This is a genomic window from Pseudomonas sp. R32 (genome assembly GCF_009866705.1).
In the GTDB taxonomy this organism is placed as follows: Bacteria; Pseudomonadota; Gammaproteobacteria; order Pseudomonadales; family Pseudomonadaceae; genus Aquipseudomonas; species Aquipseudomonas donghuensis.
This window is the reverse complement of the sequence record NZ_CP019396.1, coordinates 3,806,637-3,821,480: the sequence shown is the minus strand read 5'-3', so window position 1 is coordinate 3,821,480 and position 14,844 is coordinate 3,806,637. Positions and strand designations below refer to the sequence as shown.

Sequence of the window (14,844 nt, the reverse complement as noted above, 5' to 3'; positions counted from 1 at the left end):
TTGATTGAGCGGTGCGGGGACAATCCTTGGCGAATTCAAAACGCCAAGGAATGGTCCCATGCTGCTTTCCCCGCATTTCACGCTCGCCGAGATGACCGTCTCGGAAACCGCCGCACGTCGCGGTATCGACAATACCCCCAATGAGCAGATCATCAGCAACCTGCAACGGCTCAGCGCCGGGCTCGAAGAGATTCGCAGCCTGATCGGGCGGCCGATCCTGGTCAGCAGCGGCTTTCGCTCGCAAGCGCTGAACCAGGCGATCGGTGGCTCAGCCGGCAGTGTTCATACTCAAGGCCTGGCGGCGGATATCAACGCTGCCGGGTTGTCGCCCCGCGAGCTGGCCATGCGGGTAATGGACAGTGACCTGGTGTTCGATCAGTTGATCCTGGAGTTCGGCCAGTGGGTGCACTTTGGCCTAAGCGCCAATGTGCCGCGCCGTCAGGTGCTGACCATTCGCTACGACAGTGGTTATCTGCCAGGCCTGGTCTGACAGCGGCTGTCTGATTGACGCCGGCGACATCTCTGAATATGCTGTATATAAATACAGTGTAGGGGTGGCGCTTGCGTCGAGGGTCCGGATCAATGGTCAATGTCGAACAACTGAAATATTCCGTCAATCGCATGGCTGTCGAGGTCGTGAGTGAAGCGGTGCTCGAGTTGCGCCTTGACGGCCTGGTGCTGGAAGGCAAAACGCCGTTCAACAAAGTGCACTTCAATACGTGCTTCGCCGAGATCGAAGCCTTGTTCCAGCGTGCTGGCTATCATCGGCCACTGGATGTGGTCGGTTATCAGGGCCTGCTGTACGCCCTCTACGATCCCAGCCGTTGGGAGGCGGTCGAGGTGCTGCGCTGGCTCAAGGAGTACACCGAGGCTGCAGCCGCCGAAGCTGGCTGAGCGGGCGGGCATGGGGGATAATGGCCGGTCCACCTGTCTCGAGTGTTCCCATGGCCACGCCCCCCTTCGATCCGGCTCAGCATCAAGCCAGCACCGTGTGCCTGCCGCCTGGCAACTGGGCGACGGTACTCGATTGCTTGAGCGAGCACTTCAAGGCCATTGGCCGCGAGCAGTGGCTCGATCGCATCGCCCGCGGCCGGGTGCTGGATGCTCAGGGGGCGCCGATCAGCGCCTCGCTTGTCTACCGTCCGGGCCTGCGCATCCATTATTTTCGCGAAGTGCCGAACGAGAAGCCGATTCCGGTCGAAGAGGCCATCCTGCACATCGATGAGCACCTGGTGGTGGCGGACAAACCGCATTTTTTGCCGGTCACCCCGACTGGCGAGTATGTCGAGCAGACCTTGTTGCGCCGGCTGATCCGTCGTCTCGACAACCCCAATCTGGTGCCCTTGCACCGCATCGACCGGCATACCGCCGGGCTGGTGCTGTTTTCGGCCAACCCGCAGAGCCGTTCGGCCTATCAGTCGCTGTTCCCCAACCGGCAGATCGACAAGCGCTACCAGGCCATCGCCCGCGCCTTGCCCGAGCGTGCTTTCCCGTTGGTGCACAAGAGCCGCCTGGTCAATGGCGAGCCGTTCTTTCGCATGCAGGAGGTGGACGGGCTGAGCAACAGCGAAACCCTGGCCGACGTGCTGGAGAAAAACGGCGAACTGTGGCGCTACGGGCTGTCGCCGGTGACCGGCAAGACCCACCAGTTGCGCGTGCACATGACCGCGCTGGGCGCGAGTATCTGCAATGATCCGTTCTATCCGGACATCGTTCAGGGGCCGGACGACTACAGCAAACCATTGAAGCTGTTGGCCCACAGCCTGCGCTTCAAGGACCCGCTGAACGGTGCAGAGCGTTACTTCGAAAGCCGGCTGACGCTCGACTGGTAAGGCGCGAAGCCGCGCACCGCCAAAGGCGATGCGCGGAAGGGCTTAGCGGTTGAAACGCTCCACCAGCGAGTACTGGGTGGTCGCGGTACGGGTCAGCTCTTCGCTGAGCAGTGCCGAATGCTGGGCCTGTTCCGAGGTCTGGTCGGCCAGTTGGGCGATGGTGCTGATGTTGCGGCTGATTTCGTCGGCAACCGCAGTCTGCTCTTCGGTGGCGGCAGCAATCTGCGTGGCCATGTCGGTAATGTTGGCCACCGCTTCACTGATACCCACCAATGCCTGGTCGGCTTCCATCACCCGTGCAACGCCTTCTTCAGCCTGGCGATGACCGCTTTCCATGGTCTGCACGGCGCTGTTGGCGGTCTGTTGCAGCTTGGCGATCAGGCCGTGGATCTGCCCGGTGGACTCAGCGGTGCGTTGTGCCAGTTGACGCACCTCGTCAGCGACCACGGCAAAACCGCGCCCCATCTCGCCGGCACGGGCCGCTTCGATGGCGGCGTTCAGGGCCAGCAGGTTGGTCTGGTCGGCAATGCCCTTGATCACATCGACCACGCCACCGATCTCGTCGCTGTCGCGGGCCAGCTGCGTGACGGTCAGGCCGGTTTCGCCAACGGCAGCCGACAGGCGCTGGATGGCTTCGCGGGTTTCCCCGGCGATGTCGCGGCCACGGCCGGTCAGGCGATTGGCTTCCTGGGTGGCATCGGCCGTGCGCTGGACATGGTTGGCCACTTCCTGGGTGGTGGCGGCCATCTGGTTGACGGCGGCGGCGACCTGCTCGGTCTCGACCCGCTGGCGTTCCAGGCCCGAGGAGCTGTTGTGGGCCAGGGTGTCGGACTGGCGCGCTTGCTCGTTAAGGTGTTCGGCGGTGTCCTGCAGGCGGGTCAGGCAGGTTTTCATCCGTGCGTCCTGGCTGAGCATGGCCATTTCCAGACGCGCCTGCACGCCGCGGCTGTCGGTGTACATCTGCGCGATCAGCGGGTCGGAGGTGGTCTGTTCGGCCAGGCGCAGCAGGCGCTTGAGGCCGCGTTGCTGCCAGCTCAGGCCGAGCAGGCCGAGCGGTACCGAGAGGCCGGCGGCCAGGGCGAAGCCCCAGGAGTGGCCCAGCCAGTTGCCGATCAAAAAGCCGACCTGGCTGACCAGAATGAACGGCAGCCAGTCCTGTACCACCGGCAGCCACTTGTCGCGACGCGGAATCGCCGGTTTGCCCTGGTTGATGCGCTGGTACAAGGCCTCGGCGCGGCGTACCTGCTCGGCGGTGGGCTTGACCCGCACCGACTCGAAACCTACCACCTGATTGTTCTCGAACACCGGCGTGACATAGGCGTTGACCCAGTAATGGTCACCCGACTTGCAGCGGTTCTTGACGATGCCCATCCAGGGCAGGCCTTGCTTGAGCGTGGTCCACATATGCGCAAACACTGCGGGTGGCACATCCGGGTGGCGCACCAGGTTGTGCGGCGCGCGCATCAGCTCCTCGCGGGAGAAACCGCTGATCTCGACGAAAGCGTCGTTGCAGTAGGTGATCACGCCCTTGGCATCAGTGGTCGAAATCAACCGTTGCTGAGCTGGGAAAGTCCGTTCGCGCTGGGTAATCGGCTGGTTGTTACGCATTAGCTGTTCAATCCGCAAGGCTTTCGAAAGGTATCGGCACGCCGGGGGTTTTGTTGAATGAATATTTGCAGGGTTTGATTTTGATCAAGGAGTCCTGATCTGACCTGCGCTAAGACATTCGTGCAAAGTTCAACAAATTAGCTGCATTCTTTCATGGTTTTGACACAAAAGTCAGCTAATGACCGCCTGTTCACGACGGCATCAGCATCGGGTAGCTGAAACCGGCAAAATGCGCCAGGTTCAGGCCGAAATGGCACAGAACCGCAGCGAAAAGGCCGCCATAACGGTAAGCCAGGCCGTAGCCGATACCCGCCAGGCCAGCCAGCAACACCCATTGCCAGCCGCCACCCAGGTGGGCCAGGCCGAACAGTGTGGCGGCCAATAGCAGGGCCAGGTTCTGGTTCTTTAGCAGCCGTTGCAGACCGCCCTGGATATAGCCCCGGAACAGCAGCTCTTCAGTCAGGCACACCAGCAGCAGGTTGTTCATTGCCCAGACCCAGCCTTGCTCTGGCCACTTTGGCGCCCAGGCGACCATCCCCAACAGCCAGGCACCGCCCAGGCACACCGCGACAACCACGGGTAAGGTCAGGGCGAGGCTGGCCAATGGGCGCTTGTTCTTCAGTGCCAGCACCCAAGGGCAGGCCAGGAGCAGCCAGAAGCCAATCAGCGGCTTGTCGAGGTTCAGGTACATGGAAAAGGGCAGGGCGTCGCTGCTAAAGCGCACCTTGTCGATGACCTTGGCGCCGCTGAAGCCCGGCAGCATATGCAGGGCCAGGGCGATGGCCAGCATCACGAACAGGGCATGGCCGACCAGTTTCTGCCAGAGGCTGGCACGACGCACCAGCAGGCCGGCGCACAGCAGGGCAATCAGGGTGGGCAGGGCCAGCAGGCCGAGGTTGCCCTTGAACAGGGCGAAGATATAACCGAGGCCGAGCAGCGCCAGGCCGATCCATTGCGGAGCAAGCATGAGACATCCTTTGAAAAGCAAAACGTGAATCCTTCGACTGCGTTACTGCGGTCGAGGACACGCCTTTCGGCCATCCTTTGGCCATTACTGCTTATCCTACGTGTTCTGCCGCACAGGGCAAAGGCCCGGTCACCAAGGACCGGGCCCTGACTTCAGGCTGCGATCAATTGCCGCAGCACATAGTGAAGGATGCCGCCGGCCTTGAAGTACTCCACTTCGTTGAGGGTGTCGATCCGGCACAGCACTTCGATCTGTTCCTGGCGACCATCCTCGCGGCTGATCTTCAGGTTCAGGGTCATGTGCGGTTGCACCTGGGCATGGCTCAGGCCGAGTATGTCGATACGCTCGCGGCCATCCAGCGCCAGGCTCTTGCGGTTCTGCCCGGGCTTGAACTGCAGTGGCAGCACGCCCATGCCCACCAGGTTGGAGCGGTGGATGCGTTCGAAGCTCTCGGCCAGCACCGCCTTGACCCCCAGCAGGTTGGTGCCCTTGGCGGCCCAGTCGCGGCTGGAGCCGGTGCCGTACTCCTGCCCGGCAATCACCACCAGGGGCGTGCCATCGGCTTGGTAGCGCATGGCCGCGTCATAGATCGCCAGCTTCTCGCCAGTGGGCACGTACAGGGTGTTGCCACCTTCTTCTCCGCCGAGCATTTCGTTGCGGATGCGGATATTGGCGAAGGTGCCGCGCATCATCACTTCATGGTTGCCACGCCGTGAGCCGTAGGAGTTGAAGTCGCGGGGCTCTACGCCCTTGTCGCGCAGGTAGTGTCCGGCCGGGCTGTCGGCCTTGATGTTGCCGGCCGGGGAGATGTGGTCGGTGGTCACCGAGTCGCCGAGCAGGGCCAGCACCCGGGCGCCGTGGATATCCTCGATCACCGGCAGCGGCCCGGTAATGGCATCGAAAAACGGTGGATGCTGGATGTAGGTGGAATCGTCCTGCCATACATAGGTGGCCGCCTGCGGCACCTCAATGGCTTGCCACTGGGCGTCGCCGGCGAACACCTCGGCATACTCCTTGTGGAACATCGCGGTATCGACGCTGGCCACGGCATCGGCGATTTCCCGCTGGCTTGGCCAGATGTCGCGCAGGTACACCGGTTGGCCATCCTTGCCGATGCCCAGTGGGTCACGGCTGATATCGATGCGCACGGTGCCGGCCAGGGCGTAGGCGACCACCAGCGGCGGCGAGGCCAGCCAGTTGGTTTTCACCAGCGGGTGCACGCGGCCCTCGAAGTTGCGGTTGCCCGAGAGCACCGAGGCGACGGTGAGGTCGGCGCTGGTGATGGCTCTCTCGATGGCTTCGTCCAGCGGGCCGGAGTTGCCGATGCAGGTGGTGCAGCCATAGCCGACCAGGTCGAAGCCCAGGGCATCGAGGTACTGGGTCAGGCCGGCGGCCTTGTAGTAGTCGGTCACCACTTTGGAGCCGGGGGCCAGCGAGCTCTTGACCCAGGGTTTGCGCTGCAGGCCTTTCTCAATCGCTTTTTTCGCCACCAGGCCTGCGGCCATCATCACGCTGGGGTTGGAGGTGTTGGTGCAGGAGGTGATCGCAGCGATCACTACCGCGCCGTTTCTGAGCAGGTGTTGCTGGCCTTGATGCTCATAGCTGACTTCGCCGGCCTGGTCGGCATTGCCCACCGCCACGCCGCCACCGCCCTCGCTTTCCAGGCGGCCTTCTTCCTTGCTCGACGGCTTGAGTTGCAGGCCGATGAAGTCATCGAAGGCCTGACTGACATTGCTCAGGGCCACGCGGTCTTGCGGGCGCTTGGGTCCGGCCAGGCTCGCTTCGACTTCATTCATGTCCAGGGCCAGGGCGTCGGTGAATACCGGCTCCTGGCCGGGCAGGCGCCACAGGCCCTGGGCCTTGCAGTAGGCCTCGACCAGTTTCACCGTGGCTTCAGGGCGGCCCGACAGGCGCAGGTAGTCGAGGGTAATCTGGTCGACCGGGAAGAAGCCGCAGGTAGCGCCGTACTCCGGCGCCATGTTGGCGATGGTGGCGCGGTCCGCCAGGGGCAGGTCGGCCAGGCCATCGCCGTAGAACTCGACGAATTTGCCGACCACGCCTTTCTTGCGCAGCATCTGCGTGACGGTCAGCACCAGGTCGGTGGCGGTGATGCCTTCACGCAGCTTGCCGGTCAGCTTGAAGCCGATCACTTCCGGGATCAGCATCGACACTGGCTGGCCGAGCATCGCCGCCTCGGCCTCGATACCGCCCACGCCCCAGCCCAGCACGCCCAGGCCGTTGATCATGGTGGTGTGCGAATCGGTGCCGACCAGGGTGTCGGGGAAGGCGTAGGTGCGCCCGTCCTCTTCACGGGTCCAGACGGTGCGGCCCAGGTACTCAAGGTTGACCTGGTGGCAGATGCCGGTGCCCGGCGGCACCACGCTGAAGTTGTCGAAGGCGTTCTGGCCCCAGCGCAGGAAGGCATAGCGTTCACCGTTGCGCTGCATTTCGATGTCGACGTTCTGGGCAAAAGCCTGCGGGCTGGCGTAGCGGTCGACCATCACCGAGTGGTCGATGACCAGGTCGACCGGCGACAACGGGTTGATCCGCTGTGGGTCGCCGCCGGCCTTGGCCATGGCCGCGCGCATGGCCGCCAAGTCGACCACCGCCGGAACGCCAGTGAAGTCCTGCATCAGCACCCGTGCCGGGCGGTACTGGATTTCGCGGTCGGAGCGCCGCTCCTTGAGCCAGTTGGCCAGCGCCGAAAGGTCGCCGCTGGTGACGGTCTTGCCGTCTTCCCAGCGCAGCAGGTTTTCCAGCAGCACTTTCAGCGACATCGGCAGGCGCTGCAGATCGCCGAGGGTGCGAGCGGCGTCGGGCAGGCTGTAATAGTGGTAGAGACGATCATCGACCGTCAGGGTCTTGAGGGTTTTCAGGCTATCGAGCGAGGGCATTACCAACTCCTTCTGCGCCGGTGAACGGCAATCTTCCCTGCTGTCGCCGGTTCACCGCCTCTGTGACGGTCCGCACGGCACGGACCTGGCTGAACGGTCAGGTTAGCCCTGTTTGGCGGACCTGACCATGTACTGGACCGGCAGGAAGTGTCGCAGGTTCCGAACTTCCTTTATCATTCGCCGATTTACCGGCGCTGCGTATTGCGCCCGGTCAGGGTTGGCGTGATTGGGCGCCATCCGTCCTGGAGTGAAGATGAATACCCTGTTTATGCATTGCCGGCCCGGTTTCGAAAGTGAAGTCTGTGCCGAAATCGCCGAGCACGCCGCGCGCCTGAACGTCGCCGGCTACGCCAAGGCCAAGCCGCAGAGCGCCTGCGCCGAGTTCATCTGCAACGACGCCGAAGGTGCCGAGCAAATGATGCGCGAGCTGCGTTTTGCCCAGCTGATCTTCCCCCGGCAATGGGCCCGCGGCGCGTTCATCGAGCTGCCGGAAACCGATCGCATCAGCGTACTGCTCGACGCCCTGGCTGATTATCCGCAGTGCGGCAGCCTGTGGCTGGAGGTGATGGACACCAACGACGGCAAAGAGCTTTCGACCTTTTGCCGCAAGTTCGAAGTGCCGCTGCGCAAAGCCCTGAGCAAGGCGGGGCGCCTGGTTGAGGATGCACACAAGCCACGTTTGCTACTGACCTTCGTCAGCGGCCGGCGGGTGTTTGTCGGCCTGGCGGCGGCGGACAACTCGGCGATGTGGCCGATGGGCATTCCGCGCCTGAAATTCCCCCGCGAAGCACCGAGCCGTTCGACCCTGAAGCTGGAAGAGGCCTGGCACCACTTCATCCCGCGCGACCAGTGGGATGCACGGCTGTCCGATGACATGACCGGGGTCGACCTCGGCGCGGCGCCGGGTGGCTGGACCTATCAACTGGTCAAGCGCGGCATGCTGGTGACCGCCATCGACAACGGTCCCATGGCCGAAAGCCTGATGGACACCGGCCTGGTCCAGCACCTGATGGCCGACGGTTTTACCTACAAGCCCAAGCAGACCGTGGACTGGATGGTCTGCGATATCGTCGAGAAGCCGGCGCGCAGTGCTGCCTTGCTGGAAACCTGGCTGGGCGAAGGCCTGTGCCGGGAGGCGGTGGTCAACCTCAAGTTGCCGATGAAGCAGCGCTATGCCGAAGTGCGGCGCTTGCTCGAACGCATCGAGGAAGGCTTCAAGGCGCGCAAGGTCAAGGTGTCGATTGGCTGCAAGCAGCTGTATCACGACCGCGAAGAAGTGACCTGCCACTTGCGCCGCCTGGATCTGAAACCGCGGTGAGGCCATCGCTGGCAAGGGTGGCTGCAAAACCTGTGGGAGCCGGCGTTGCCGGCGATCAGCCCAGCGAAGATGACCCTGCCGCGTGCATGAGCGATAATAGCTGATTGTTTCCGGAGTTCTACATGACTGACCTGACCCCAGATGCCATCCTCGACGCCACCGGCCTCAACTGCCCGGAGCCGGTGATGATGCTGCACCAGCACATCCGCGACCTGGCCGCCGGTGGCCTGCTCAAGGTGATCGCCACCGATCCCTCGACCCGTCGCGATATCCCCAAGTTCTGTGTGTTCCTGGATCACGAACTGGTCCAGCAGCAGGAAGACGCGGGCACCTACCTGTACTGGATCCGCAAGAAGCTCGACTAACGCTTTTCAGCCCGGCGAATGTGCTTGGCGCTGCTGCGCGCCAATCGAATCGCCAGCATCAGCGCCGCGCAGGTGAGCCCGGCAATCAGGCCTTCCCACAGGCCGTTGGGGCCGCTGGCCGGGCCGAACAGGTCGGTCAGGCCCAATACATAACCCACCGGCAAGCCAATGCCCCAGTAGGCGAACAGGGTCAGGATCATGGTCACCCGGGTGTCCTGGTAGCCGCGCAGGGCACCGGCGGCGATCACCTGGATGGCATCGGAGAACTGATACAGCGCGGCATACACGATGAGCATCGCGGCAATCTGGATCACTGCCGTATCCGGGGTGTAGATCGAGGCGATCGGCTCGCGCATCAGCAGGATCAAGCTGGCCGAGAAGCAGGCGAACACCAGCGCCGCGCCCAGGCCGACCATGGCGGCGAAGCGCGCCTGGCGTGGCAACCCGGCGCCAACCGCCTGGCCAACCCGCACGGTCACCGCCATCCCCAGCGAATACGGAATCATGAACAGCAGCGAGCTGATGTTCAGAGCAATCTGGTGCCCGGCGACCACGGTCGGGCCGAGGCTGCCGATCAGCAAGGCAATCACCGCGAAGATGCTCGACTCGGCGAATACTGCGATACCGATCGGCAGACCGACGCCGATCAGGCGCTTGATCACCGGCCACTGCGGCTTGTCGCAGCGCACCAGCACCCGGCTTTGGGCATAGGCCGGGGCCCAGCGGGTCCAGGCGGCCATGCTCAGGGCCATGAACCACATGACAATGCCACTGGCCCAGCCGCAACCGACGCCGCCCAGGGCCGGCAGGCCCAGATGGCCGTAGATCAGCACATAGTTCAGTGGAATGTTCAGCAGCAGGCCGGACAGGCCGATGACCATGCTTGGCCGGGTCCGGCCCAGGGCATCGCTATAGCAGCGCAGCACGTAATAAAGGGCGACGCCGGGGAAGCCGAAGGCAATGCCTTGCAAATAGCCCATGCTCGGCGCCACCAGTTGCGGGTCGACTTTCATCACCTGCAGGATCGGTTCGGCGCTGAGCAACAGGCCGCTGGCAATCAGGCCAACGCTCAGCGCCAGCCACAACGCCTGACGCACCAGCGGGCCGATCTCGGCATGCTGGCCGGCACCATAGCGCTGGGCAACCTTGGGCGTGGTCGCCAGCAGGGTGCCGGTCATCAGCAGGTACACCGGGATCCAGATCGAGTTGCCCAGGGCCACGGCTGCCAGGTCGCGCGGGCTGACCCGGCCAGCCATCACCGCATCGACAAAGCCCATGGCGGTGGTCGCCAACTGGGCAATGATGATTGGCGTGGCCAGCATTAGCAGGCCGCGCAGCTCGGTGCGGACCTGCGCCGGACGCGACAGGGCAGGGGTTGGGGTATCGGCAGTCATCGGTGTCACAAGGCAGGCGTCCACATAAAAGATGGGCAAAGCCGGCTAGTCTACGCCTTGACGCGGCAGTCAGGAAACCTTGCCTGCCTGTGGATCAGTCCACCCGTATCGGCCTACACTGCGCACCCCGATAGGAGAGCGCCATGCTGATTGTTGCTGACGAGAATATCCCGCTGCTCGATGCCTTCTTTGCCGGCTTCGGCGAGATCCGCCGTTATCCCGGGCGCGCTATCGATGCCGCCTGCGTGAAGGACGCCGACGTGCTGCTGGTGCGTTCGGTGACCCAGGTCGACCGGGCCTTGCTCGAAGGCAGCCAGGTGAAGTTTGTCGGCACCTGCACCATCGGCACCGATCACCTGGCCCTGGACTACTTCGCCGAGGCCGGTATTCACTGGTCCAGCGCGCCGGGCTGCAACGCCCGTGGGGTGGTCGATTATGTGCTCGGCAGCCTGCTGACCCTGGCCGAACTCGACGGCGCCAGCTTGCCTGCGCGTACCTATGGGGTGGTGGGGGCCGGTGAAGTCGGTGGGCGCCTGGTCGAGGTGCTGCGTGGCCTGGGCTGGCAGGTGCTGGTCTGTGATCCGCCGCGTCAGGCGCGCGAAGGCGGCGATTATGTGAGCCTGGAGCAGATCCTTGAGCAGTGCGATGTGATCAGCCTGCACACCCCGCTGACCCGCAGCGGCGAGCTGCCGACCTGGCACCTGCTTGGCCAGGAGCAATTGGCCTGCCTGCGCCCCGGCGCCTGGTTGATCAATGCCAGTCGTGGCCCGGTGGTCGACAACCAGGCCCTGCGCCAGCTACTGCGCGAGCGCGATGATATCCAGGCGGTGCTTGATGTCTGGGAAGGTGAGCCCCAGGTCGACCTGGCCCTGGCCGACCTCTGCGTGATTGCCACCCCGCATATTGCCGGCTACAGCCTGGACGGCAAGCAACGCGGCACGGCGCAGATCTATCAGGCGTTCTGCGCTTGGCGCGGCGAACCTGAGCGGGTGCAACTGGCCGACCTGCTACCGCAGCCGTGGTTGACCGAAATCGCCTTGCAGGCCGAGACCGATCCGGCCTGGGCCCTGGCCACCCTGTGCCGCGCAGTGTATGACCCGCGCCGCGACGATGCTGATTTCCGCCGTAGTTTGAGCCGCGACCCGGCTCAGCAGAAGGCCGCCTTCGACCGCCTGCGCAAACACTACCCGCCGCGTCGCGAGATCGAAGGCCTGGCCGTGCGCTTGCACGGCCAGGCGCCGCAGTTGGCGCAGATGGCCCGCGCCCTGGGCGCAGTGCTGGTCTGAATCGCGGGCAATAAAAACCCGGCGCGTGCGCCGGGTTGAAGAATTCGGGTGGGTCAGTCTTTCTTGGCGAGTTCTACCCGGCTTTTTTCCAGCTCCTCGCAGGCATGCTGGATCATCTCTTCGGTGATGATAATTTCTTTACCATCCTTGTCGATGATCGTGCCGCCTACCGATGCCTGCGGGTTAGGCACGGGTTTTTCCTGGGTATTGCCTTGTTGCAAGCTCATTTCCTGTCTCCTCATCAGGTTGCAAGCTCAGACTAGAATCGCCTCGTGACCGGCCTGTGACAGCTCTTTCGTTTATCACTGTGCGACCTGTCCACTCCACCAGAAAGGTGAGTAAACCTCCAGTGGTACTTTAGACCGAAACGGTCTAGCCCGCTGCGCCCTGGGTCTTATATGCCCAGGTTCTGGTTCCGACGCCTGCCATTACCGGGAGTTCCTTGGCGCTGGACGAGCGGTCCGGTGTAGGCTGGCGCAAACAGCAGACAAACGGCGTACTCCATGCTCAACCGGTTTTCTCCCCGCCAGCGCCAGGCCATGCGCCTGGGGTGGCGTTTCATCCGTCCTTACCGCAAGCAGGTGCTGCTGGCCTTGCTGGCGCTGATAGTCACCGCGGCGATTACCCTGTCCATGGGCCAGGGCATCCGCCTGTTGGTCGACCAGGGCTTCATGACCCGCTCGCCGCACCTGCTCAATCAGTCCATCGGCCTGTTCCTGCTATTGGTGCTGGCCCTGGCGATCGGCACCTTCAGCCGCTTTTACCTGGTGTCCTGGATTGGCGAGCGTTGCGTGGCCGATATCCGCCAGCAGGTGTTCGACCACCTGATCGACCTGCACCCGGGCTTTTTCGAAAACAACCGCAGCTCGGAAATCCAGTCGCGGCTGACCGCCGATACCACCTTGCTGCAGTCGGTGATCGGCTCGTCGCTGTCGTTGTTCCTGCGCAATGCCTTGATGGTGCTGGGTGGGATCGTCCTGCTGTTTGTCACCAACCCCAAGCTCACCAGTATCGTGGTGCTGGCCTTGCCGCTGGTGCTGGCGCCGATCCTGATCTTCGGCCGGCGGGTGCGCAGCCTGTCGCGGCAAAGCCAGGACCGGGTGGCCGATGTTGGCAGTTACGTGGCCGAAACCCTCGGCCAGATCAAGACCGTGCAGGCCTACAACCATCAGGCCAGTGACCAGCAGCGATTCGCCACGACGGTCGAGGCGGCCTTCGCTGTGGCACGCCAGCGCATCCTCCAGCGCGCCTGGCTGATCACCTTGGTGATCGTGTTGGTGCTTGGCGCGGTCGGGGTGATGCTCTGGGTCGGTGGCATGGATGTGATCGCCGGGCGCATTTCCGGGGGTGAACTGGCCGCTTTCGTGTTCTACAGCCTGATCGTCGGCAGTGCTTTTGGTACCTTGAGCGAAGTGATCGGTGAGCTGCAGCGTGCCGCAGGGGCGGCCGAGCGGATTGCCGAGCTGCTGGCGGCGCGCAGCGAGATTGTTGCGCCGGCGCAAGGCCTGCAGCGTACGGCGGCGCGGGCCAGCGGGCGGGTCGAGTTGCAGGCTGTGGGTTTTGCCTATCCGTCACGGCCGACGCCGCCCGCCATCGATGGCTTGAGCCTGACGGTCGAGCCCGGCGAAACCCTGGCCCTGGTCGGCCCGTCGGGGGCGGGCAAGTCGACGCTGTTCGACCTGCTGCTGCGTTTTTATGACCCGCAGCAAGGGTGCATCCGGCTCGATGGCCAGGATATCAGTCGCCTGGATCCCCAGGACCTGCGCCGCCACTTCGCCCTGGTGGCGCAAAACCCGGCGCTGTTTTTTGGTACGGTGGAAGACAACATCCGCTACGGGCGGGCCGATGCCACAGTCGAGCAGGTCCAGGCCGCGGCCCGCAGTGCCCATGCCCATGAATTCATCCTGCAGTTGCCCAAGGGTTATCAGACCCATCTGGGGGATGCTGGCCTCGGATTGTCGGGTGGTCAGCGCCAGCGCCTGGCGATTGCCCGGGCGTTGCTGATGGATGCACCGATCCTGTTGCTCGATGAAGCCACCAGCGCCCTCGATGCCCAGAGCGAGCACCTGATCCAGCAAGCGCTGCCGACCTTGATGAGCGGGCGCACCACCTTGGTGATCGCCCATCGCCTGGCCACGGTGCAGCATGCTGATCGCATTGCGGTGATCGACCAGGGCCGGTTGGTGGCGATCGGCAGTCATCGCCAGTTGATTGCCGAGAGCCCCTTGTATGCGCGGCTGGCGGCGTTGCAGTTCAACACCATGACGGATTTGTGACGGCCTCCTACAGACTGTCACAATTCTGTAGCAATGCCTTGAGACTATCTGCTCCAGCTGTTGCGTAATGCTTGAACCTGGCTGCTATCGATCGATGGCAGCTTTTTTTTGGCCTGCCGTCAGCGGCCAAAGAACAAGGACAGGGAGGTCTTTGCCGGGTCGACGCCACGTGCGTCGCGTCCTCATTCCTTGTTTCGGGACTTCTTCCGATGTTGCGTACATCCCTCAGAGTACAAATCCTCGCCTTGCTCGGCGGCAGCCTGCTGGCGATTCTGCTGATCGCCCTGGTGTGTTTTCAATTGTTGTCCTCCAGCGTCCGTGGCTACGGGCAATTGATCGACGGGCCGTTGCAGGCGTCGCAGTTGATCGATGAGGCCAACCTGCAGTTCAAGGTTCAGGTCCAGGAATGGAAGAACGTGCTGCTGCGCGGCAAGCAGCCCACCGAGCTGGACAAGTACTGGCAGCAGTTCTTGGCGCGCGAGCAGCAGGTGCAAGGCATCCTTGACCAGTTGATCGAGCACAGCGAGCAGCCGCTCAAGGCCCGCGCCGAGCAGCTCAAGGACAGTCACCGGCAGTTGGGCCAGGCATACGCGCAAGGGCGTCAGGCGTTTCTGGCCGCGGGTGCTGATCCTGCGGTCGGCGACCAGGCGGTAAAAGGCGTCGACCGCGCCGCCAGCGAACAGATGAGCGCGCTGGTCACGCAACTGCGCACTGATGCCCAGGCACGCGCCCAGGCCATTAGCCAGTCGGCTGAGCGCACCGTCTGGCTGGGGCTGCTGGTGATGTTCGGTTCGGCCGTGCTGGTCGGCCTGTTCAGCCTGTGGCTGGTCAACCGCAGCCTGATCGAGCCGATCCGCGGCTTGATCGACTATGTCGCGCAACTGAGCCAGGGGCGCTTCGAGGC

At 63.6% G+C, this 14,844-nt stretch carries 12 protein-coding genes and 1 pseudogene; 8 read left to right on the top strand and 5 right to left on the bottom strand.

Annotation, left to right across the window (positions count from 1 at the left end; translation table 11 throughout):
- The first annotated feature begins 58 nt into the window (after positions 1 to 58).
- From PspR32_RS17720 to PspR32_RS17710, 3 genes are all read left to right on the top strand, one after another.
- A complete protein-coding gene (locus tag PspR32_RS17720; RefSeq protein ID WP_010223343.1) occupies positions 59 to 490 on the top strand; it encodes a D-Ala-D-Ala carboxypeptidase family metallohydrolase in 432 nt (143 codons plus the stop codon).
- A 92-nt stretch (positions 491 to 582) separates the two neighbouring features.
- Complete coding sequence (locus PspR32_RS17715) at positions 583 to 894, top strand: hypothetical protein (protein WP_010223344.1); 312 nt, start codon at positions 583 to 585, stop codon at positions 892 to 894.
- 50 nt (positions 895 to 944) lie between these two features.
- Complete coding sequence (locus PspR32_RS17710; protein ID WP_036996424.1) at positions 945 to 1,832, top strand: pseudouridine synthase; 888 nt, start codon at positions 945 to 947, stop codon at positions 1,830 to 1,832.
- Positions 1,833 to 1,874: 42 nt separating this feature from the next.
- Here PspR32_RS17710 and PspR32_RS17705 read toward each other — a convergent pair whose 3' ends face one another.
- The 3 genes from PspR32_RS17705 to acnA form a co-directional block, all read right to left on the bottom strand.
- On the bottom strand, positions 1,875 to 3,440 hold the full coding sequence (locus tag PspR32_RS17705) for a methyl-accepting chemotaxis protein (protein WP_010223346.1): 1,566 nt from the start codon (positions 3,438 to 3,440) through the stop codon (positions 1,875 to 1,877).
- A 190-nt stretch (positions 3,441 to 3,630) separates the two neighbouring features.
- Positions 3,631 to 4,407, bottom strand: coding sequence for a CPBP family intramembrane glutamic endopeptidase (locus PspR32_RS17700; protein ID WP_159388966.1), 777 nt, complete (start codon positions 4,405 to 4,407; stop codon positions 3,631 to 3,633).
- Positions 4,408 to 4,559: 152 nt separating this feature from the next.
- Positions 4,560 to 7,301, bottom strand: a complete 2,742-nt coding sequence (acnA, locus tag PspR32_RS17695; protein ID WP_036996422.1) for an aconitate hydratase AcnA — start codon at positions 7,299 to 7,301, stop codon at positions 4,560 to 4,562.
- 253 nt (positions 7,302 to 7,554) lie between these two features.
- Between acnA and rlmM the strand changes: the two genes are divergently transcribed.
- Complete coding sequence (rlmM, locus tag PspR32_RS17690; RefSeq protein ID WP_036996421.1) at positions 7,555 to 8,619, top strand: 23S rRNA (cytidine(2498)-2'-O)-methyltransferase RlmM; 1,065 nt, start codon at positions 7,555 to 7,557, stop codon at positions 8,617 to 8,619.
- A 122-nt stretch (positions 8,620 to 8,741) separates the two neighbouring features.
- Positions 8,742 to 8,984 carry a sulfurtransferase TusA gene (gene tusA, locus PspR32_RS17685; protein WP_010223351.1) on the top strand — a complete coding sequence of 81 codons (243 nt, stop codon included), beginning with the start codon at positions 8,742 to 8,744 and terminating at the stop codon, positions 8,982 to 8,984.
- Here tusA and PspR32_RS17680 read toward each other — a convergent pair.
- On the bottom strand, positions 8,981 to 10,378 hold the full coding sequence (locus PspR32_RS17680) for an MATE family efflux transporter (protein WP_159388965.1): 1,398 nt from the start codon (positions 10,376 to 10,378) through the stop codon (positions 8,981 to 8,983). The two genes, tusA and PspR32_RS17680, sit on opposite strands and share 4 nt — an antisense overlap.
- Before the next feature lie 143 nt (positions 10,379 to 10,521).
- Here PspR32_RS17680 and pdxB point away from each other — a divergent pair, with 143 nt between their 5' ends.
- On the top strand, positions 10,522 to 11,664 hold the full coding sequence (gene pdxB, locus PspR32_RS17675; RefSeq protein ID WP_159388964.1) for a 4-phosphoerythronate dehydrogenase PdxB: 1,143 nt from the start codon (positions 10,522 to 10,524) through the stop codon (positions 11,662 to 11,664).
- A 53-nt stretch (positions 11,665 to 11,717) separates the two neighbouring features.
- On the opposite strand, the gene PspR32_RS26205 is transcribed toward pdxB, so the two are convergent.
- Positions 11,718 to 11,891 (bottom strand): PA1571 family protein, encoded by a 174-nt coding sequence (locus PspR32_RS26205; protein WP_010223354.1) that lies wholly within the window; start codon positions 11,889 to 11,891, stop codon positions 11,718 to 11,720.
- A gap of 276 nt (positions 11,892 to 12,167) precedes the next feature.
- Here PspR32_RS26205 and PspR32_RS17670 point away from each other — a divergent pair, with 276 nt between their 5' ends.
- Both PspR32_RS17670 and PspR32_RS26735 read left to right on the top strand, forming a co-directional pair.
- On the top strand, positions 12,168 to 13,940 hold the full coding sequence (locus PspR32_RS17670) for an ABC transporter transmembrane domain-containing protein (protein ID WP_010223355.1): 1,773 nt from the start codon (positions 12,168 to 12,170) through the stop codon (positions 13,938 to 13,940).
- 209 nt (positions 13,941 to 14,149) lie between these two features.
- Positions 14,150 to 14,833 (top strand): annotated as a pseudogene (locus PspR32_RS26735) (methyl-accepting chemotaxis protein); the annotation flags it as partial.
- Positions 14,834 to 14,844: the final 11 nt, after the last annotated feature.